This window comes from Variovorax sp. Varisp46, assembly GCF_059491885.1.
Window position 1 is genome coordinate 555,569 of record NZ_CP168515.1, and the last position, 17,932, is coordinate 573,500.

Below are 17,932 nucleotides of genomic sequence, written 5' to 3' on the forward strand. Positions count from 1 at the left end.
AGGCGGTATCCGAATCGAACTCGGTTTTTGCCTGATCCTGCAAAACGCAAGGGCGGCGGGCACTTCCTACGGCGCGGCGTAGTGCTTTGGCTTTCGCGATGTAGCCACTGTGGCTTCTTGCTCAATCCACCGGCTGTCGCGCAGAGCGGGCGGTGCTTCAGGGCTGTGCGGCGAGGATCTCGACCTTGGGCCAGCGTCGCGCGAATTGCTTCTGCTCCACGCGCTGCCGGTACGTAGCGGCATCCGCGCGCACGGGGTTGTGCCGAACGCGCAGCCCGAACAGATCTTCCAGGCCGTGCGGCGCCAGCACGCGGATCGAGTCGTCGGCAGCCAGGGACACACCGACGCAGGTCGCGAACTCCGGCCATGTCGCGATGCCTTCCTCCAGCGAGGTCAGCGCGGCCACGACCTGTCCAAGGCTTTCCCGAAACCAGTGATGCACATGCGCCTGGTTGGTCACTTCCCAGCGATGCTCCGGCATCCGCATCGACAGCTGTTCCTGCAGGGCGGCCTCACCGAGCCGCGGCGGCTCGTCGGCATTGAAGTACACGACGTCGATGTCTTCCAGGGCCGAGGGCTCGCTGAATCCATGAAGCGAATCCCAGACCAGGCTGCGCACTGCCCCCGCACCGATGCACCACGCGCCGAGGTCCAACTCGCGCACCGCCGCCAAGGCGGCCATCAGACAGGGCGCGCCGCGCACCAGTTCGACGAGTCGCTGCGCGTGGCCGGGTGAAGAGGTGCGATGCATGGGCCGGCGACTGTAGCTCACCGCGGCGTGTGCGCCGACGCCGATCCATCGATCGGAAAATCTTCACGCATCGTGCTGGTGCATCTTGAGCCGAATCCAAAAAGCGAGGATGCTCGGCCGATGGAAAACAACCCCGATCCCTCGAGGCGCCCGCAGATCTATCTCGCGGGACCGGACGTCTTTCGTCCTGACGCGAGAGACCATTTCGTTCGGCTCGCCGCGGCCTGCGACGCACTCGGCCTCTGCGCACTGCTTCCGGCCGACGGCAACGAGGAGCCTGCGCCCGAAGCTCCGGAAATGCAGATCTGCAAGGCCAACATGCAGCGCCTTCGCAGCGCCGACGGCGTCGTCGCCAACCTCGCCTGCTTCAGAGGGCTGGAACCCGATTCCGGCACGGTGTTCGAGGTGGGCGCGGCGGTCGCGCTCGGGATTCCGGTGGTGGCCTACGGCGTGCCCGATGGGAGCTATGCGGACCGCGCGCGGGCGGCACTGTCGTGCGAAGCCGATGCGAACGGCGTGCTGCGCGAGAGCGGCTCCGGTATTGCCGTCGAAGACTTCGGCCAGCCGCTGAACCTGATGCTGGCCTGCTCGATCCACATCGAGGCGACGCCGGAAGCGGCGTTGAAGAAGATGGGTGAGGTGTTGGCTGTCCTCCGTGCGACAAAGGCTGGAAACTCCTGAGCGAAACTCCGGCCGCCAACCCCTAGGATGGCGTTCCCCTTTCACCGGAGCACCGCATGCCGACCACCGAGACGCACTTCGAATTGACCGCCAACGACGGCGTCACGGTGGAATCCCATCGCTGGCAGGGCGCGACGCAGCGCGCGGTCATCCAATTGGCGCACGGCATGGGCGAACATTCGCTGCGCTATCGGCACCTGGCGGACGCGCTGGTGCAGGCCGGCTACGTGGTGTATTCGAACGAGCATCGCGGCCACGGCAAGGGCGCCTCGGCGCGCGGCGAGCTGGGGGAGTTCGGCCCGCGCGGTTTCGCCGGGCTGGTGGACGACATGGCGCTGCTGAGCCGCCACGTGCGCGGCGTGCATCCGGGCCTGCCGCTGATCCTTGTGGGCCACAGCATGGGCTCGTTCGCCACGCAGTACTACCTCCTCGAGCACAGCGCACTGCTGGCGGGCGCCGCGCTTTCGGGCACTTCGGCGCTTGATCTGCTGGGCGCGGCGTTGCAGTCCGGCTTCAAGCTGGAAGACATGAACGCCGCATTGCCGGACGTTCGCACGCCCTTCGACTGGCTCAGCCGCGATCCGGCGCAGGTCGATGCCTACATCGCCGATCCGCTGTGCGGATTCACGGTCTCGGCCGAGGGCCTGGGGTCGATGTTCGCGAAGCTGGCCGAGCTGGCGCCGGACGCGATGCGAGGGCGCATCCGCCCCGAGCTGCCGCTCTATCTGTTCGTGGGCGACCAGGACCCGGTCAGCAACAAGGCCGAATGGTTCTACCCGCTGGTGCAGCGCTACCGCGAGGCGGGGCTGCGCGATGTGTCGTGCCACGTGTTCGGCGGCGCGCGCCACGAGGCGCTGAATGAAGTCAATCGCGATGAGGTCGAGGCGGTGCTGCTCGCGTGGATCGCACGGGTGGTGGGCAAGGGCTGAGCGCCGTTGCCGTCACCCCGTTGGCTGCTGCTACTTCCTGCAGTCGCCGCCGACGGACACGGTGCCGTCCTTGCACTCGGTGAGCATCGGCTCGCCCGGCCTGGGTGCCGGGGCCGAGCCTGCGCCGGACGCGGGCCCGGCGTCCTTCAGGTAGACGATCTTCTTGGTGCCGAGCTCGCAGCTGCCCACCACCTGCCCGTTCGCCGATGCGTTGGCATCGACGACGGTGACGGTGAAGCGCGCCACGCCGGCCGCAGCGATCTTCGACTCGATGCCGGTGCGCAGGGCCTCGCAGTCTTCGGCCCCGTGGGCCGCGCCAGCCAGCAGGGCGAGCGCGGCGGGGAGCATCGTGAACCAAGGCTTCATGGCTGCCACCCGCTCGATGCCCATCAGCCCTGGGCCGACGCCAGCGCCGCGTTGAGCGTGGGGCTCGGGCGCATCACGGCTTCGAACTTGGCGGGGTCCGCCAGGTAGTAGCCGCCGATGTCCACGGGCTTGCCCTGCACGGCGGCGAGCTCGTCGACGATCTTCTGCTCGTTGCTGGCAAGCGTGCCGGCCAGCTTCACGAACTGGGCCTGCAGTTCCTTGTCTTCCGTCTGTGCGGCCAGTTCCTGTGCCCAGTACATGGCCAGGTAGAACTGGCTGCCGCGGTTGTCGAGCTGGCCGGTCTTGGGCGACGGGTTCTTGTTGTTGTCGAGCAGCTTGCCGGTGGCGGTGTCCAGCGTCCTGGCCAGGATGGCGGCTTTCTTGTTGCCGGTTTTCAGGCCCAGGTCTTCCAGGCTCACGGCCAGCGCGAGGAATTCGCCCAGCGAGTCCCAGCGCAGGTGGTTTTCCTCCACCAGCTGCTGCACGTGCTTGGGGGCCGAGCCGCCCGCGCCGGTCTCGTACATGCCGCCGCCGGCCATCAGGGGAACGATGGACAGCATCTTGGCCGAGGTGCCCAGTTCCATGATGGGGAACAGGTCGGTCAGGTAGTCGCGCAGGATGTTGCCGGTGGCGCTGATGGTGTCCAGGCCGCGGACCACGCGCTCCAGCGTGTAGCGCATGGCGCGCACCTGGCTCATGATCTGGATGTCCAGGCCCGTGGTGTCGTGCTCGTGCAGGTACATCTTGACCTTGGTGATCAGCTGCGCCTCGTGCGGACGGTAGGCGTCGAGCCAGAACACGACCGGCATGCCGGAGTTGCGCGCGCGGTTCACGGCCAGCTTCACCCAGTCGCGGATCGCGGCGTCCTTGACCTGGCACATGCGCCAGATGTCGCCCTTCTCCACGTCTTCGCTCATCAGCACTTCGCCGGTGTCCAGGTCGGTGATGTTGGCGACGCCGTCCTCGGGGATCTCGAAGGTCTTGTCGTGCGAGCCGTATTCCTCGGCCTTCTGCGCCATCAGGCCCACGTTGGGCACGGTGCCCATGGTCTTGGGGTCGAAGGCGCCGTGCCACTTGCAGAAGTTGATGATCTCCTGGTAGATGCGGGCGAAGGTCGACTCGGGCATCACGGCCTTCACGTCCTTCAGGCGGCCGTCGGCGCCCCACATCTTGCCGCCGTTGCGGATCATCGCGGGCATGGAGGCGTCCACGATCACGTCGTTGGGCGAGTGGAAGTTGGTGATGCCCTTGGCCGAGTCGACCATCGCCAGCTCGGGGCGGTTTTCGTGGCAGGCGTGCAGGTCGCGCTTGATCTCGTCCTGCGTGCTCTGCGGCAGCGTGGCGATCTTGTTGTAGAGGTCGACCATGCCGTTGTTGACGTTGATGCCCAGCTCGTCGAACAGCTTGCCGTGTTTCTCGAAGGCTTCCTTGTAGAAGATCTTCACGCAGTGGCCGAACACGATGGGGTGCGAGACCTTCATCATGGTGGCCTTGACGTGCAGCGAGAACATCACGCCGGTCTTGCGCGCGTCCTCGATCTCCTTTTCATAGAAGGCCAGCAGCGCCTTCTTGCTCATGAACATGGAGTCGATGACCTCGCGGTCCAGCAGGGCGACCTTGGGCTTGAGGACGATGGCTTTGCCGCTCTTGGTGAGCAGTTCCATCTTGACGTTGCGCGCGCGGTCCAGGGTCATGGACTTCTCGCCGTGATAGAAGTCGCCGCCGTGCATGTGCGAGACGTGCGAGCGCGAGGCCTGGCTCCAGTCGGCCATGCTGTGCGGGTTCTTGCGCGCGTATTCCTTCACGGCCTTGGGTGCGCGGCGGTCGGAGTTGCCTTCGCGCAGCACGGGGTTCACGGCGCTGCCGGTGCACTTGTTGTAGCGCGCGCGGATGTCCTTGTCCTCGTCCGTGGTCGGGTTCTCGGGGTAGTCGGGGATCTTGTAGCCCTTGCCCTGCAGTTCCTTGATGGCGGCCTTGAGCTGGGCCACCGAGGCGCTGATGTTGGGCAGCTTGATGATGTTGGCCTCGGGCTTGAGCGTGAGCTTGCCCAGTTCGGCCAGGTTGTCGGGCACCTTCTGGTCGTCGCCGAGGAACTCGGGGAACTCACCCAGGATGCGGGCCGCCACGGAGATGTCGCTGGTGGCGACGTTGATGCCGGCCGGGTTGGTGAAGGCGCGGATGATGGGCAGAAACGCGTAGGTCGCCAGCAGGGGCGCCTCGTCGGTGAGGGTGTAGACGATGGTGGGTTGCTTCGAGCTCATGCGCTTGCTTCCGTAGATCCTGGGTTGTCGGGTTGGCTGGAACTTCCGGCAAGGACGAGGTGGATGTGTTTTCGCCGGAATCCCCGATTGTCGCCGGACCGGGAGCCGGTTCCGGCCCGGCCGGCCGGATGTCCCGGCTCGGCGGGCGTCTTAGCCGGGAAGCGAAGGCGCATGGCCGCCGGTTTCGGCGCTCTTCTCCAGCATTTCCCGCGCCAGGTCGACGAAGGCGCGCAGCTTGGGCGCCTGCGCCGCGCGGCGCGGAAAGTACAGGAACAGGCCCGGCTCCCCGAAGGCCGAGCACGGCAGCAGCTGGCGCAGGCGGCCCTCGCGCAGATCGGCACGCACCAGCGGCTCGAAGATGTAGGCGATGCCCACGTCAGCCAGCGCCAGGTCGCGGGCATAGAGCGCGTCGGTGACGCGCACCGTGCCCGGCACCTCGACCGAGACGTGGGCACCTTCCTTGTCGCGCAGGTCCCAGGCGTACACGCCGCCCGAGGTCACGAAGCGAAAGCCGATGCAGTTGTGCTGCTGCAGCGACTCGATGCTGTGCGGCTCGCCGGCGGTGGCCAGATAGCGCGGCGTGGCCACCATGATGGCCTCGAAGGGCGGCGTAAGCCGCACCGCCACCATGTCCTGCGCCACGGTGTGGCCCAGCCGGACGCCCGCGTCGTGGCCGCTGGCCACGATGTCGGCCAGCCCGTCATCGCAGGTGATCTCTATCACCAGCCCGGGATGGCGCAGCGCCATTTCGGCCACCAGCGGCGTCATTGCCAGCGGCAGGGCCACGTGGGGCGCGTTGATGCGCAGCACGCCGCCCACGCGCCCGAGCGCTTCACCGAAACGGTCCACCGCATCGCCGATCTCGCCCATCGCGGGTGCCAGCACGCCGACGAAGCCGGCGCCCGCCTCGGTGAGCCGTACGCTGCGGGTGGTGCGCGCGAAGATCGGCTGGCCCAGGTGGTCTTCAACGGCCCGCACCGCGTGGCTCACGGCCGAGGCGCTCATGCCGAGTTCGGCCGCGGCGGCGGCAAAGCCGCCGCGCCGGTGCACCGCCAGAACGATGGCGAGATGCGGGAGCAGGTTGCGGTCCATTCATGCATCGTATTGCATAGTGCATTCGATTTGGCCTATCTAGTCGATGAGTGGCAATGCTGGGACAGTCACGCCATGCCTTCAAGGCAACCCTTCCACCCTCAAGGAGCCAGCCTCATGTCCATCCCCGTCAGCATCTCTTCGCAAACCCGCCAGACCTGGTTCATCACCGGCGCCGCCTCCGGCTTCGGCCACGCCTTCGCCGAGCACGCGCTCGCGCGGGGCCACAACGTGGTCGCCACCGCCCGCGATGCCGGCCGCCTCGCCGACCTCGTGGCGCTGGCGCCCGAACGCGTGCTGGCCACGCCGCTCGACGTGGACGTGGCCGGCGCCGCCGAAGCCGCCGTCGAAGCTGCGGTGGCCCGCTTCGGCCGCATCGACGTGCTGGTCAACAACGCGGGCTACGGCGTGGTCGGCGCGCTCGAGGAAACCTCCGACGCCGATCTGCGCGCGCTGATGAACACCAACTTCTTCGGTGCCATGGCCGTCACGCGTGCCGCTCTGCCGGTGCTGCGTGCGCAGAAGTCGGGCGCCATCGTGAACATATCGAGCCTTGGCGGGCAGCTGTCGTTCGCGGGCTTCAGCGCGTATTCAGCCTCCAAGTTCGCGCTGGAAGGCGCCTCGGAAGCGCTGGCGCAGGAGGTCGCCCCCTTCGGCATCAAGGTGCTGATCGTCGAGCCGGGCCAGTTCCGTACCCAACTCGCGGGCAGCGGCATGCGCCACATGCCGGTGATCGAGGCCTACCAGCCGGTGGTGGGCGCCACGCGCGAGTTCGCGCACAGCATGCACAACACGCAGGCCGGCGATCCGCGCAAGGCCGCGGCGGCCATCGCCAAGGCACTGGAGGCCCAGCACACGCCGCTGCGGCTGCAACTGGGCGGCGATTCGGTCGACGCGGTGCGGGCCCATGCGCAGGCGATGCTCAAGGAAATGGAAGCCTGGGAAGCCGTGAGCCGCAGCACCGACTTCGACACAGCCGCCTGAAGGCTGGCGTCAGGCCAGCGGCAGTTCGATGGTGGCCGCTAGCGGCACGGTGTCGATGCGCGCCGCGCTGGCCACGATCACCGCCTGCCTCGCCTGCGCCGCGAAGCCCGAGAGCGTGGCCCACAGGCATCGCGTCGAGGGCATGTCCAGGCCGGCCGTCGGCTCGTCGAGCAGGACGAGCGGCCGGCCCGATGCCAGCCCGGCAGCCATCCACACCTTGCGCTTGGAGCCGGTCGAGAGCATGAACATCTTCTTGTCCAGATGCGGGGCCAGCGAGAAGCCGTCGGCGATGGCCTGCCACTTCGCCTCGTCGAAGCCCGCGTCGCCCTCGACGAGCGAAGCCGTGCATTCGCGCGCGCTGAGCTGGTCGAAGCGGTCGGTCAGGGGATCGACGAAGAACACCTGGCGGCGGTACGCCTCCGGCACGGCGTCGAGGCTCGCGCCCGCCAGCGTCAGCCGGCCGGATGCGGGCAGCGTGCCCGCGATCACCTGCAGCAGCGCCGACTTGCCCGAGCCGGTGTCGCCATACAGCAGCGTCACGCCCGCGCCGACGGATGCGTTCCAGTTCGACACCAGCGCGGGCTGATCGGGATAGGCAAACCGCAGCGCATCGATCTGGAGGAGGGGAGAGGATGGTTTCATGGTCGCGCCCGACTTTATCAAGCGGCGCGTACGAAACCCGCCCGGCGCCCCCGGGCCATGGCTACCATTCGGCTCCATGAAAAAGCTGCTGCTGCTTACTCTGTCGTTCGCCGTCCCCGTGCTCGCCGCGCCCTCGGCCCAGGTGTTCGACGCCGTGAAAAAACCCGAATCGCTCGATGCGCAATGGCGCGCGCGCCTGTGCGCCCTGCTGCCGCAGCCCTGCGACGTGCAGCAACTCGGCCTGTACCGCCCGCGCGGCGCCGCGCCCGGCGACTACGTGGTGCTGTCGGCCGAGCCGCTGGCCATGGCGCGCATCAAACGCAGCACCGATGCGGCGGGCTGGCAGCTCGACCGCCTCCACGATTTCTCGGGCTACGCGCAGTCCCTGAAGAAAGACAGCGGCGCCGAGCAGCCCGAGGCGCGCCTGTCGCTCGCGCCCGCGCTCTATCCGCTGGCCGAAGGCAAATGGGCCGTGGCAGTGCTGCAGACCGTGTCGGAGATGTACTCCGGCGGCGGCGCCTCGTTCGACACCGCGGACTTCGTGCCGCTGGAAGGCGGCAAGGCGGTGCATGAGGACATTCCGTTCTCGTGCTTCAAGATGATCCGCGCCTGCTTCAGCGAGAAGGAATACAAGACCTCGAAGCACTGCCACGACGAGAGCAACGGCAGTCTGCGCATCGCCTACGGCGAGGCCGCGAAGCCGGGCGCGCCCTACGAGTGGCAGTACACCTGGCTGCAGAGCAAGTGGCCGCAGAACGAGCCGCAGAGCGCCGCGACCACCACGCGCATCCGCTTCACCGCGAAGACCACCGAGCGCGCGGATTTCTGCGGCGGCCCGCAATGAGGCTGTTCAGCGACTGGGCACGGTCGTCGCGCCCACATGCATCGTGCGGCCCGCGCCCAGCCCCGCGGCCACGAGCGCCACGCCCAGCCCGATGAACAGCCACGACGAGGCGCGGAAGCTCCCCGTCCAGCCGTGCAGCAGCCCGGCCACCAGCGGCCCGAAGGCGGCCACCATGTAGCCCACGCCCTGCGCCATGCCCGAGAGATGCGCGGCCACGTGCGAATCGGGCGAGCGCAGCACGATCATCGTGAGCGCCAGCGCGAAGGTGCCGCCCTGCGCAATGCCCAGCAGCACGGCCCAGGCCCACACGCCGCCCACACCGCCGAGCGGAGCGAACAGCATCGCCAGCATCGCGCCCACCGTGAGGAGTGCCAGCGCGACCGCCAGGCCGCGCTGGTTGCGCAGCTTCACCGCCAGCGCGGGCACCACGAGGCAGGTCACCACCTGCGTCATGACCGACAGCGACACCACGTAGCCGGCCGTTTCGCTGGCGAGCCCGCGCTCGCGCAATATCGGCGCGAGCCAGCCCATCACGATGTAGGCGAGCGCGGACTGCAGGCCCATGAAGAAAGTGACCTGCCAGGCCAGCCTGTCGCGCCACAGGCCGCGCACCGTGAAGCCCGATTCGCTCGCCACCGGCTTCAGCGGCAGCGCCTGCGGCGCCCAGATCAGCGTGACCAGCGCGGCCGGCAGCGCCCACATCGCGAGCGCCATGGTCCAGCCGCCGCCCAGCGCGTGCTCGATGGGCACCGTCAGGCCTGCGGCGCTGGCCGCGCCGCCCCCCCCCGCCATGGTGTAGAGGCCCATCATCAGCGCGGCCTGCTTCGCGAAGTCGCGCTTCACGAGGCCCGACAGCAGCACGTTCGACACCGCGATGCCGCTGCCCGCGATAGCCGAGGCGAGGAACAGCAGCGGGATGCTGCCGGTGCCGCGCAGCACCGTGCCGGCCAGGATCAGCACCATGCACGCGAGCAGCGTGCGCTCGGTGCCGAAGCGGCGGCCCAGCCCAGGCGCGAGCGGCGCGAACACACCGAGGCAGACGATCGGCAGCGTGGTCAGCAGGCTCGCGGCCGTGGCCGAGAGCCCGGTGGCCTTGATGATCTCCGGCAGCACCACCGAGAGGCTGGCGAACACCGGGCGCAGGTTGAAGGCGATCAGCACCACGCTGGCGGCGAGCAGGATGCGGCGCGCGAGGGTGGGCGCGGGCGTGGGGCGCGGGGCGGGTTGGCTGTCGACTTCGGCGTCGATCAGCAGGTCGTCGGCGGTGCTGCTGCGGGAAGCTAGCGTGAACGAACTCATCGCGTGCCCAGCGCCAGCGCGTTGATCATCGGCGCCATGAAGGCGCGCACCGCCGCGGCGGCCACGTCGGGGTCGCGGCTGGCAATGCCTTCGACGATCGCGCGGTGTGCGGCGTCGTCGGGCTCGGGCAGGTCGGTGCCGCCCATCGAGCTCGCGATCGTTTCCTTGATGTAGCCCGTGATGAAGCGGCAGGTTTCGGCCAGCGCGAGGTTGCCCGATACGTCGACGATGGCGAGGTGAAAGGCGAGATCGCGCTCGATGAAGCTCGCACCGTTGTCGTTGGCGTCGGGCACGCCGCGCTTGTCGAGCAGGGTGTGGAGGCGGCGCAGGTCGCGCGAGGTGTGGCGCACCGCGGCGAGCCGGGCGGCTTCCACCTCGAGCGCGCGGCGCACTTCGAACTGGTCGCGCAGGCTGGCCAGGCGCAGCTTCTGCAGGCTGGACGAGGGGTCGAAGCCCGAACGAACATAGGTGCCGGAGCCTTGCCGCACTTCGAGCAGCCCGCGCGACACCAGCGTCTTGACCGCCTCGCGCACCGTGCCGCGGCTCACGCCCAGCAATTGCGCGAGCTGAGGCTCGATGGGGATGCGGGAGCCGACGGCCCAGCGGCCGGCAGAGATCTCGGCGCGGATGCTGTCGGCGGCGGTGTCCGCCAGGGAGGTTCGGGGGGCTTGGGCAAGCATCGGGAGGACCTGGGTCATTCAATGATTGGACGAATTTTGCCGCCAAACAAAGCCCGGACTGTACATGTGGTGGTTGGCCTGGACAGCATCTTTACCAAGCGCCGGCCCTCTCCTCGCGCCCCGAAGCGCGTCGCCCGAGGTCTTTACCGGCGCGCGCTTTTCGTCACCACGCCGGCGCCGCGCACTTCGAGCCGGCGCTGGTCGACCACCTTGCCGCCGGCGTCCACCAGCTCGATCACGTGGCGCCCCGGCCAGGGAAACCACTGCACGCTGTTGCCGCGCTCGAAGGGCTTGCCGTCGATGCGCCACTGCACGCCGCGGCCTTCGGAGTCGAAGCGCACGCGCTGGCGCTGCGGCGGGATGTCGGGGTCGAGCGCGATGATGGTGCCGTCGGCCGGCGCGGTGATGCGCGCCGAGGCGGCGTCGGTCGCCATGCCGGCGTCGAGCGCGAACAGCGTCTGCTCGGTGCCCTGCAGGAACCACTCGCTGCGTGCCGCTTCGAGCGGGTTGCCGTCGGCGCCGTTGCCGAAGCTCACGCGCGCTTCGACGAGGCCGGGCGGCGGCGCGGGCGCGCGGCTGGGCTCGCGCGCGTGCAGGAAGCGCATCACCTCGGCCCACACCGGCGCGGCGCCGCTGGTGCCGCTCACGTCCCACATCGATTCGCCGCTGGCGTTGCCGACCCACACGCCCACCGTGTAGCGCTGCGACCAGCCCACGGCCCAGTTGTCGCGCATGTCCTTGCTGGTGCCGGTCTTCACGGCGGTCCAGAAGCGGGTGGAAAGGATGCTGTCGAGGCCGAAGGTGCGGGTGCGCGCGTTGGGGTCGGAGAGGATGTCGCCGACGATGAAGGCGGCGCGCGGGTCGAGCATCGGCGGCTTCGATCTTTCGGCCGGGACGGGTGGCCGCATGGTCAGCGTCGTCGTGCCGTAGCGCCCGCCGTTGGCCAGCATGCGGTAGGCGTTGGTGAGCGACAGCAGCGACACCTCGGCGCTGCCGAGCGCGAGGCTGTAGCCGTAGTAGTCGCCGCTCTCGCGCAGTGGCAGGCCGGCGGCGCGCAGCTCGCGCGCGAAGGCTTCGGGCGACACCATCACCAGCGTGCGCACGGCCGGCACGTTGAGCGAGGCGGCCAGCGCGGTGCGCGCCGACACCGGGCCCTTGAAACGGCGGTCGTAGTTCTGCGGAATGTAGAGGCCGCTGGCGGTGCTGATCTGCGCCGACGAGTCTTCGATCAGCGAGGCCGCGGTGATGCGACGCTCGGCAATCGCCTGGCCATAGAGCAGCGGCTTGAGCGTGGAGCCGGGCTGCCGCAGCGCGGTCACGCCATCGACCTCGGCCGCCTGGCTCAGCGGGCCGGAGGAGCCGACCCAGGCAAGCACCTCGCCGGTCGTGTTGTCAAGCACGACGAGCGCGCCGTCTTCCACGTGGCGCTCGCGCAGTTCGCGCAGGTGGCGCTGCAGCGTGTCCAGCGCAAAGCGCTGCAGCGGCGCGCGCAGCGTGGTGCGCACACCGGTTTCCTTGCTGTCTTTCTCCCTCCCCCTCTGGGGGAGGGCCGGGGTGGGGGCTGCCACCGCATTCGCATCCCGAATCTCGCGCAGCACGCGCCGAGCCGCATGCGGCGCAATCCCTTCGTTCGTCTCGAAGGCGCGCCGCTGCACCGCTGCGCTCGTGAACATGTCGAGCGCCTCGCAGTCGACCTTCTGCTGCGGCTCCATCGCGCGCAGCACCTCGCAGGCGCGCTGCGCCACCGTGGCAGGCTTTGCATTCGGCGCGCGCACCAGCGCCGAGGCCACGGCGGCCTCGCGCGCATCGAGCCCGCTCGGTGCCTTGCCGAACAGCGTGCGCGAGAGCGCATCGATGCCCACGATCTCGCCGCGGAACGGCACGGTGTTGAGGTAGGCCTCGAGGATCTGGTCCTTGCGCCAGTTGCGCTCCAGCTGCGCGGCCGCCACTGTCTGGCCGATCTTCTGCGTGAAGCTGCGTCCGCCAGAGGCGCGGCGCAGGTCGTCGTCGAGCAGGCCCGATAGCTGCATCGTGATGGTCGAGGCGCCGCGCGTGCGCGTGTTCCACACGTTGGCCCAGGCCGCGGCCGAGACCGCGCGCCAGTCGATGCCGCTGTGTTCGTAGAAGCGCTTGTCCTCGCTCAGCACCATGGCCGTGCGCAGCGCGGGCGACACGTCGGCCAGCGCGGTCCACCGGCCGCGCCGCACGGTGGGATCGGTGCGCACGCGCTGCAGCAACTCGCCGTTGCGGTCGAGCACCTCGGTGTCGGACGAGCGGAAGTCGCGCTTCACTTCTTCGAAGCTCACGAGGGCCCAGGCCGGATGGACGCAGGCCGCCGCCAGCAGGGCTGCGGCGAGGGCCTTGCGGACGGGAACGAAGAGGGGCGCGGATTGCATCGAAAAGGTCGGTGTCCGGAAGCGTGGGCGCCGACATTCTCTGCGATGCACCACGGGAACGGCGCCTACCCCGCGACGGGCGGCTTGCCGCCTTGCGGGCATGAAGACTTCGGCCCAAAGTTCTCGCCATGTTCCACATCCGGTAACCAACTTCACGCAAGCGCTTCAATGGAGAAACCCGATGCGTACCGGCGTGGCCTTCAATGCGGTACCGGCTCGCAGGAGGCGAAGCCCGGTTCCACAAACACTCCAAGGAGAACTCACATGACGAAGACATTGGCGATCCTGCTGGCTGCGTCGGCCATCCTGGCCGGCTGCGTGGTCGCGCCTTACGACCGCCCGCCGCCGCGCGGCCACTACTACGGCGACCGCGACCGCGACGGCGTGCCGAACCGCTACGACAGGGACCGCGACAACGACGGCGTGCCCAATCGCTACGACCGCGCCCCGAACAATCCGTACCGCTACTGACTGCCGCAGGCAAAGGCCGCGAAGGCATGGCGCTTCGCGGCCTTTTTCATGAGCACGCGCGGGCCGCTCAGCCCGGCCGGCGCGCCATCAGCGCCCAGATGCCGGCCGCGCCCAGCAGCGAGCCACCCGCGAAGTTGAAGCGCCGTTGCGCGCGCGGCGATGACAGCAGCCTGCGCGCCGAGCCCGCGAACACCGCATAGAGCGTGGCATTGGTCGCTGCCATCACGACGAAGGTGACGGCCAGCACCCACAACTGGTACGTGACATTGGCCGCCGGGCTGATGAACTGCGGCAGGAAGGCCACGAAGAACACGATGCCCTTCGGGTTCAGCGCCGTCACCAGGTAGGTGTTGGCGAACAGGCGCAGCCGCGAGGCGGGCGCGGCCGGCGCGGCGATTTCGGTGGACGAGATGCCCGCGCGCAGCAGCTTGATGCCGAGGTACAGCAGGTACAGCCCGCCCACCCACTTGACTACCGTGAACCAGAAGGCCGAGGTGGCCAGCAGCGCACCCAGCCCCAGCAGCGACACCACCAGAGCGGTCGAGTCGCCGAGCGCCACGGCCGCCACCAGCGGCACGTTGGCACGGCGCCCGTGCGACATCGAATAGCTGATGACAGTGAGGATGGTCGGCCCCGGAATGACCAGCATGACGGCGGAGGCCGCGACGAAAGCGAGCCAGAGTTCGATAGGCATGGGTTGTGTTCCTGTGTGGCTGTTGGTTGGATGGAGGCTGTCGCTTGTCTTCTATCACGCGGGGCTGTTGCCGAAGCGCAGGGCCGCGCGGGCCTTGGCGCGTTCGGCCTCGGCGCCCCGGTCGCGCGGCTCGGCCGTGGTGACCAGCGATTCGATCAGCCGAGCCGCGGTGGCGGCCACTTCATCGACCGCGCGCCCGAAGGCTTCCTCATTGGCCTTGGACGGCACGCTGAAGCCGCTGAGCTTGCGCACGAATTGCAGCGCCGCGGCACGAATTTCCTGCTCGGTGGCGGGCGGCTCGAAGTTGTAGAGGGTCTTGATGCTGCGGCACATGGGTGCTCTCCATTCGACGACGCCATCCAGTCTAGCGAAGGAGGGCCATGGCGTGAGAGTCGTAGTAGATGCCATCGATGTGGCGCAGCACGGGCTCGGCAGCCAGCGCCGCCGCCGCCAGCCGCGCATCGTCGCCGTGCACCGACGCCAGCATCAGCCCCACCGGCAGTTCGCCCGGCGCATGGCATGGCAGGCTGAAGGCGCAGCCGTCAAGCAGGTTGATCGCGAAGGTGTTGCGCAGCAGCAGGCCGTTGGCCTTGAAGAAGGCCGCGTCTTCCGCCAGCGCATCGATGGGCGGCGCGACGATGGGCACGGTCGGACACACGAGGGCGTCGAAGCCTTCGATGGCGCGTTCGACGCGGCCGATCCAGTCGCGCCGGCGGTCTTGCATGGCGATGTAGTCGGCGGCGCGTACTTCAGTGCCGAGCGCGATGCGGGCGGCCACGCGCGAATCGAAGCCGCTGCGCTTTGCGGCGAAGCGCTCGCGATGCACCGCAGAGGCCTCGACCGGAGAGAAGCCGCCGGGCGCGTTGACAGTCGCGATCTCGGCGAGTTCGGCCAGCGTGATGTCCACGATCTGCGCACCCGCCGCCGAGAGCGCCTGCAGCGCGCGGTCGAAGGCGCGCGCCACCGCGGGCTCGATGTCGTCGAACATCAGCGTGCGCGGAACGGCCAGGCGCATGCCCTGCAGCGGACGGCGGCGCACCGCGAGCGGCGCGTCGGCAATGGCGGCATCGGCGATCAGGCAGTCTTCCACGCTGCGTGCCATGGCGCACACCGTGTCGAGCGAGCGCGCGAGCTCGAAGGCGCCCGTGCGCGGCACGCGCGACTGCGTGCTCTTGAAGCCGACCAGGCCGCACAGCGCGGCGGGGATGCGGATCGAGCCGCCCGTGTCCGAGCCCAGCCCAGCCACCGCGAGCCCGAGCGCGACCGACACTGCAGCGCCGGACGACGAACCGCCCGGAATGCGCGGCGTCTGTGCATCGGCCGGGTTGCGCGGCGTGCCGTAGTGCGGGTTGATGCCCACGCCGGAAAACGCGAACTCCGTCATGTTGGTCTTGCCGACGATGGCCGCACCCTGTGCGCGCAGCCGCGCCACGGCGGTCGCGTCGTGCGCCGCCGGCGCTTCGCCCGCGCAGACGGCGGAGCCCGCCATGGTGGGTTCGCCGGCCACGTCGTACAAGTCTTTCACCGACACCGGCAGCCCGGCGAGCGGGGCGGTCTCGACGCCGGCCTTGCGCGCCGCATCGGCATGGCGCGCGGCGGCGCGGGCTGCGTCGGCGTAAAGGCGCGTGAAGACATGCTGTGCAGCAGGCTGTTCAGCCGCTTCGAGCACCTCGTCGATCAGCGCCTCGTGCGACAGCTCGCCGCGCGCGATGCGCTCGCGCAGCGCCGTGATGGTGTTGCCGTTCTTCATCGTCATGCCACCACCGGCAGTGCTTCCACCGCGTAGCGATGCACGATGCGGCGCTGCAGCTTCGGGTCGTGCAGCTCGATCTCCATCTGCGTCGCGGGCCGGATGCCTTCGCCCTTGGCGTTGGGCAGCGCGCCCAGTGTGCCGCAGGTCATGAAGAGGCCCTCGGGAACCGCATCGGCACCGGGCATGCCGTCGCGCAGGCCCGCCAGCGGTCGGATCGATGCAAGCGTGCCGCGCTGGTAGTCGACCCAACGGCCGTCCTCCAGGATGCGCGAGCGCAGCTCCAGCGTGTCCTGGTGCGCCTGCACGTCGCGCCAGCGCCATGCGGTCTCGGCCACGGGCTTGGCGCACATCTGCTTCGACACCGCCACCGAGTAGCTCTCGACCTGCCGGTCGGTGTGGTCCGAGGCCACGCTCAGCCACCACTCGCCCTGCGAGAAGAAGAGCACCGGCTCGGCCTCGCCGGAGCTCTGGTCGCCCAGCGCTTCGATGGTGGGCGATTGCGTCAGCAGCTGGGCTGCCACGCGGTAGTACAGCGGCACGCTCGAAGGACGCGGCACGCCGAGCGCGGCCAGCTCCTCGATGTGGTGCTCGATGGCGGCGATGTCGCGCCCGGTCCAGCCCGCTACCACCAGCGCGCGCGGCGCGACGAGGTGCAAGGCGGTGGAGCGCGTGCCGTCGTCGGCGATGCTCTCGCAGGCGAAGCGCAGGCGGGAATTCGTGTTGCTCGTCGTCATCGGTCAGCTCTCCAGCGGGCGCTTGGCGGTTTCGCGCGCCACCACCAGGGCGATCAGCGTCACGCCCAGCGCGGCCACGACGTAGAACGACACGGCCACCGTGCTGCCCCACGACTTGAACAGGCTCGCGATGATCAGCGGCGCGAAGCCGCCGCCCACGATGCCGGCCAGCGTGTAGGCCAGCGAGGCGCCCGCGTAGCGCACGCGGCCGGGGAACTGCTCGGTGACGAAGGCGGCCTGCGGGCCGTACATCATCGCGTGGATCAGCAGGCCCACCACCACCGCCGCGCAGATCGCGACCGGGTGCGCGCTGTCCATCAGCACGAAGAACACGAAGGCCCAGACCATGCCCAGCAGCGCGCCGGCGATGTAGACCGGGCGGCGGCCGATGCGGTCGGACAGGCTGCCGAACCACGGCACCGCGATCGCGTTGCAGGCGGCGCCGATCATCGTGGCGGTGAGCGCCAGCGGGCGTGATAGATGCAGCACCGTCGTCACGTAGGTCAGCGTGAACACCACCACCAGCGCATACAGCACGTCGGAGCCGATGCGTGAGCCGCCGGCCACCAGCAGGCGGCGCCAGTGCTGCGTGAGCACTTCCTTGATGGGCGTCTTGGCGGTGGCCTTCTTCTCTTCCATCTCGCGGAAGACGGGCGTCTCGTCCACGCCCCGGCGCAGCCACAGGCCGAACAGCACCAGCGCGACGCTGGAGATGAAGGGAATGCGCCAGCCCCAGCTCTGGAAGTCCTCAGGGCTCAGCCAGGCCGACACGATGGCGATGAAGCCGGTGCCGATCAGCGTGCCGCACGAGGGCCCCACCTGCGTGAACGAGGCATTGCGGCCGCGCTCGTCGGGCCTGCCGTGCTCCATCGACAGCAGCACCGCGCCGGCCCATTCGCCGCCGAGCGCCACGCCCTGCACGAAGCGCAGCGCCACCAGCGCGACGGGTGCCCAGATGCCCCAGTTCGCATAGGTGGGCAGCAGGCCCATCAGGCCGGTGGACACGCCCATGATGACCAGCGTGGCCACCAGCACGAAGCGCCGGCCCAACCGGTCGCCGAGGTGGCCGAACACCACGCCGCCCAGCGGGCGCGAGATGTAGCCGACCGCGTAGGTCGAGAACGCGAGGATGGTGCCGGTGAGCGGGTCGAACGAGGGGAAGAACACCGCGTTGAAGACCAGCGCCGCCATGATGTTGTAGACGGTGAAGTCGTACCACTCCAGCGTGGTGCCGATGGAGCTGGCCATGGCCAGCCGGCCCATCTTCGCGGAGGCCGGCGCGGCCTGCCCGGGTGCCACGGAAGCCGCGGCGGGAAGAACATGTTCGGTCATTGGATGCCTTTGTTCGGTGAGGG

At 69.2% G+C, this 17,932-nt stretch carries 18 protein-coding genes; 5 read left to right on the forward strand and 13 right to left on the reverse strand.

Annotated elements, in window-relative coordinates; all coding sequences use genetic code 11:
- Positions 1–157 precede the first annotated feature (157 nt).
- The gene (locus ACEN9N_RS02540; RefSeq protein WP_007830406.1) at positions 158–751 is read right to left on the reverse strand and encodes a nucleotidyltransferase family protein; all 594 of its coding nucleotides are present in this window, start codon (positions 749–751) and stop codon (positions 158–160) included.
- A 120-nt stretch (positions 752–871) separates the two neighbouring features.
- Between ACEN9N_RS02540 and ACEN9N_RS02545 the strand changes: the two genes are divergently transcribed.
- Together ACEN9N_RS02545 and ACEN9N_RS02550 are read left to right on the forward strand one after the other, a co-directional pair.
- Entirely contained in the window at positions 872–1,432 is a 561-nt protein-coding gene (locus ACEN9N_RS02545; protein WP_495656442.1) for a nucleoside 2-deoxyribosyltransferase, read from the forward strand.
- Between the two features lie 56 nt (positions 1,433–1,488).
- Positions 1,489–2,361, forward strand: a complete 873-nt coding sequence (locus ACEN9N_RS02550) for an alpha/beta fold hydrolase (RefSeq protein WP_413314246.1) — start codon at positions 1,489–1,491, stop codon at positions 2,359–2,361.
- Positions 2,362–2,391: 30 nt separating this feature from the next.
- On the opposite strand, the gene ACEN9N_RS02555 is transcribed toward ACEN9N_RS02550, so the two are convergent.
- From ACEN9N_RS02555 to ACEN9N_RS02565, 3 genes are all read right to left on the reverse strand, one after another.
- Positions 2,392–2,727 carry a DUF1161 domain-containing protein gene (locus tag ACEN9N_RS02555; protein WP_042672985.1) on the reverse strand — a complete coding sequence of 112 codons (336 nt, stop codon included), beginning with the start codon at positions 2,725–2,727 and terminating at the stop codon, positions 2,392–2,394.
- A 23-nt stretch (positions 2,728–2,750) separates the two neighbouring features.
- The gene (locus ACEN9N_RS02560) at positions 2,751–4,988 is read right to left on the reverse strand and encodes an NADP-dependent isocitrate dehydrogenase (RefSeq protein WP_413314245.1); all 2,238 of its coding nucleotides are present in this window, start codon (positions 4,986–4,988) and stop codon (positions 2,751–2,753) included.
- Between the two features lie 150 nt (positions 4,989–5,138).
- Complete coding sequence (locus tag ACEN9N_RS02565) at positions 5,139–6,080, reverse strand: LysR family transcriptional regulator (protein ID WP_495655298.1); 942 nt, start codon at positions 6,078–6,080, stop codon at positions 5,139–5,141.
- Between the two features lie 117 nt (positions 6,081–6,197).
- On the opposite strand from ACEN9N_RS02565, the gene ACEN9N_RS02570 reads away from it, so the two are divergent.
- Positions 6,198–7,064 (forward strand): oxidoreductase, encoded by an 867-nt coding sequence (locus tag ACEN9N_RS02570; protein WP_478178536.1) that lies wholly within the window; start codon positions 6,198–6,200, stop codon positions 7,062–7,064.
- A gap of 9 nt (positions 7,065–7,073) precedes the next feature.
- Here ACEN9N_RS02570 and ACEN9N_RS02575 read toward each other — a convergent pair whose 3' ends face one another.
- Positions 7,074–7,706, reverse strand: a complete 633-nt coding sequence (locus ACEN9N_RS02575; RefSeq protein ID WP_495655299.1) for an ABC transporter ATP-binding protein — start codon at positions 7,704–7,706, stop codon at positions 7,074–7,076.
- 76 nt (positions 7,707–7,782) lie between these two features.
- Here ACEN9N_RS02575 and ACEN9N_RS02580 point away from each other — a divergent pair, with 76 nt between their 5' ends.
- Positions 7,783–8,550, forward strand: a complete 768-nt coding sequence (locus tag ACEN9N_RS02580) for a hypothetical protein (protein ID WP_413315923.1) — start codon at positions 7,783–7,785, stop codon at positions 8,548–8,550.
- A 6-nt stretch (positions 8,551–8,556) separates the two neighbouring features.
- Here the strand turns inward: ACEN9N_RS02580 and ACEN9N_RS02585 are convergent, their stop codons facing one another.
- The 3 genes from ACEN9N_RS02585 to pbpC all read right to left on the reverse strand — a co-directional run bounded on the left by ACEN9N_RS02585 (position 8,557) and on the right by pbpC (position 12,925).
- The gene (locus ACEN9N_RS02585) at positions 8,557–9,849 is read right to left on the reverse strand and encodes a CynX/NimT family MFS transporter (RefSeq protein WP_495655300.1); all 1,293 of its coding nucleotides are present in this window, start codon (positions 9,847–9,849) and stop codon (positions 8,557–8,559) included.
- Complete coding sequence (locus tag ACEN9N_RS02590) at positions 9,846–10,547, reverse strand: FadR/GntR family transcriptional regulator (protein ID WP_495655301.1); 702 nt, start codon at positions 10,545–10,547, stop codon at positions 9,846–9,848. Before ACEN9N_RS02590 ends, ACEN9N_RS02585 begins: the two co-directional genes overlap by 4 nt.
- Before the next feature lie 125 nt (positions 10,548–10,672).
- Positions 10,673–12,925: a penicillin-binding protein 1C gene (gene pbpC, locus ACEN9N_RS02595; protein ID WP_495655302.1), complete on the reverse strand. Its 2,253-nt coding sequence runs from the start codon at positions 12,923–12,925 to the stop codon at positions 10,673–10,675.
- A 264-nt stretch (positions 12,926–13,189) separates the two neighbouring features.
- Here pbpC and ACEN9N_RS02600 point away from each other — a divergent pair, with 264 nt between their 5' ends.
- Entirely contained in the window at positions 13,190–13,396 is a 207-nt protein-coding gene (locus ACEN9N_RS02600; RefSeq protein WP_007830422.1) for a thrombospondin type 3 repeat-containing protein, read from the forward strand.
- 67 nt (positions 13,397–13,463) lie between these two features.
- Here the strand turns inward: ACEN9N_RS02600 and ACEN9N_RS02605 are convergent, their stop codons facing one another.
- Genes ACEN9N_RS02605 through ACEN9N_RS02625 form a run of 5 tightly spaced genes read right to left on the reverse strand, consistent with a single transcriptional unit; the run spans position 13,464 to position 17,909 of the window.
- Positions 13,464–14,090, reverse strand: a complete 627-nt coding sequence (locus ACEN9N_RS02605) for a LysE family translocator (RefSeq protein ID WP_007830424.1) — start codon at positions 14,088–14,090, stop codon at positions 13,464–13,466.
- A 54-nt stretch (positions 14,091–14,144) separates the two neighbouring features.
- Positions 14,145–14,423: a DUF2277 domain-containing protein gene (locus ACEN9N_RS02610; RefSeq protein WP_495655303.1), complete on the reverse strand. Its 279-nt coding sequence runs from the start codon at positions 14,421–14,423 to the stop codon at positions 14,145–14,147.
- 31 nt (positions 14,424–14,454) lie between these two features.
- Positions 14,455–15,846, reverse strand: a complete 1,392-nt coding sequence (locus tag ACEN9N_RS02615) for an amidase (protein WP_495655304.1) — start codon at positions 15,844–15,846, stop codon at positions 14,455–14,457.
- On the reverse strand, positions 15,843–16,577 hold the full coding sequence (locus ACEN9N_RS02620) for a DUF2848 domain-containing protein (protein ID WP_007830427.1): 735 nt from the start codon (positions 16,575–16,577) through the stop codon (positions 15,843–15,845). Before ACEN9N_RS02620 ends, ACEN9N_RS02615 begins: the two co-directional genes overlap by 4 nt.
- 3 nt (positions 16,578–16,580) lie before the next feature.
- Positions 16,581–17,909, reverse strand: coding sequence for an MFS transporter (locus ACEN9N_RS02625; RefSeq protein ID WP_495655305.1), 1,329 nt, complete (start codon positions 17,907–17,909; stop codon positions 16,581–16,583).
- Positions 17,910–17,932: the final 23 nt, after the last annotated feature.

What these genes read in the sequence shown, in the direction of transcription:
- ACEN9N_RS02585 (WP_495655300.1), bottom strand. Translation starts at nt 9,849, where the DNA reads ATGAGTTCGTTCACGCTAGCTTCCCGCAGCAGCACCGCCGACGACCTG.
- ACEN9N_RS02540 (WP_007830406.1), bottom strand. Translation starts at nt 751, where the DNA reads ATGCATCGCACCTCTTCACCCGGCCACGCGCAGCGACTCGTCGAACTG.
- ACEN9N_RS02570 (WP_478178536.1), top strand. Translation starts at nt 6,198, where the DNA reads ATGTCCATCCCCGTCAGCATCTCTTCGCAAACCCGCCAGACCTGGTTC.
- ACEN9N_RS02605 (WP_007830424.1), bottom strand. Translation starts at nt 14,090, where the DNA reads ATGCCTATCGAACTCTGGCTCGCTTTCGTCGCGGCCTCCGCCGTCATG.
- ACEN9N_RS02620 (WP_007830427.1), bottom strand. Translation starts at nt 16,577, where the DNA reads ATGACGACGAGCAACACGAATTCCCGCCTGCGCTTCGCCTGCGAGAGC.
- ACEN9N_RS02600 (WP_007830422.1), top strand. Translation starts at nt 13,190, where the DNA reads ATGACGAAGACATTGGCGATCCTGCTGGCTGCGTCGGCCATCCTGGCC.
- ACEN9N_RS02625 (WP_495655305.1), bottom strand. Translation starts at nt 17,909, where the DNA reads ATGACCGAACATGTTCTTCCCGCCGCGGCTTCCGTGGCACCCGGGCAG.
- ACEN9N_RS02610 (WP_495655303.1), bottom strand. Translation starts at nt 14,423, where the DNA reads ATGTGCCGCAGCATCAAGACCCTCTACAACTTCGAGCCGCCCGCCACC.
- ACEN9N_RS02555 (WP_042672985.1), bottom strand. Translation starts at nt 2,727, where the DNA reads ATGAAGCCTTGGTTCACGATGCTCCCCGCCGCGCTCGCCCTGCTGGCT.
- ACEN9N_RS02575 (WP_495655299.1), bottom strand. Translation starts at nt 7,706, where the DNA reads ATGAAACCATCCTCTCCCCTCCTCCAGATCGATGCGCTGCGGTTTGCC.
- pbpC (WP_495655302.1), bottom strand. Translation starts at nt 12,925, where the DNA reads ATGCAATCCGCGCCCCTCTTCGTTCCCGTCCGCAAGGCCCTCGCCGCA.
- ACEN9N_RS02560 (WP_413314245.1), bottom strand. Translation starts at nt 4,988, where the DNA reads ATGAGCTCGAAGCAACCCACCATCGTCTACACCCTCACCGACGAGGCG.
- ACEN9N_RS02615 (WP_495655304.1), bottom strand. Translation starts at nt 15,846, where the DNA reads ATGACGATGAAGAACGGCAACACCATCACGGCGCTGCGCGAGCGCATC.
- ACEN9N_RS02590 (WP_495655301.1), bottom strand. Translation starts at nt 10,547, where the DNA reads ATGACCCAGGTCCTCCCGATGCTTGCCCAAGCCCCCCGAACCTCCCTG.
- ACEN9N_RS02545 (WP_495656442.1), top strand. Translation starts at nt 872, where the DNA reads ATGGAAAACAACCCCGATCCCTCGAGGCGCCCGCAGATCTATCTCGCG.
- ACEN9N_RS02565 (WP_495655298.1), bottom strand. Translation starts at nt 6,080, where the DNA reads ATGGACCGCAACCTGCTCCCGCATCTCGCCATCGTTCTGGCGGTGCAC.
- ACEN9N_RS02550 (WP_413314246.1), top strand. Translation starts at nt 1,489, where the DNA reads ATGCCGACCACCGAGACGCACTTCGAATTGACCGCCAACGACGGCGTC.
- ACEN9N_RS02580 (WP_413315923.1), top strand. Translation starts at nt 7,783, where the DNA reads ATGAAAAAGCTGCTGCTGCTTACTCTGTCGTTCGCCGTCCCCGTGCTC.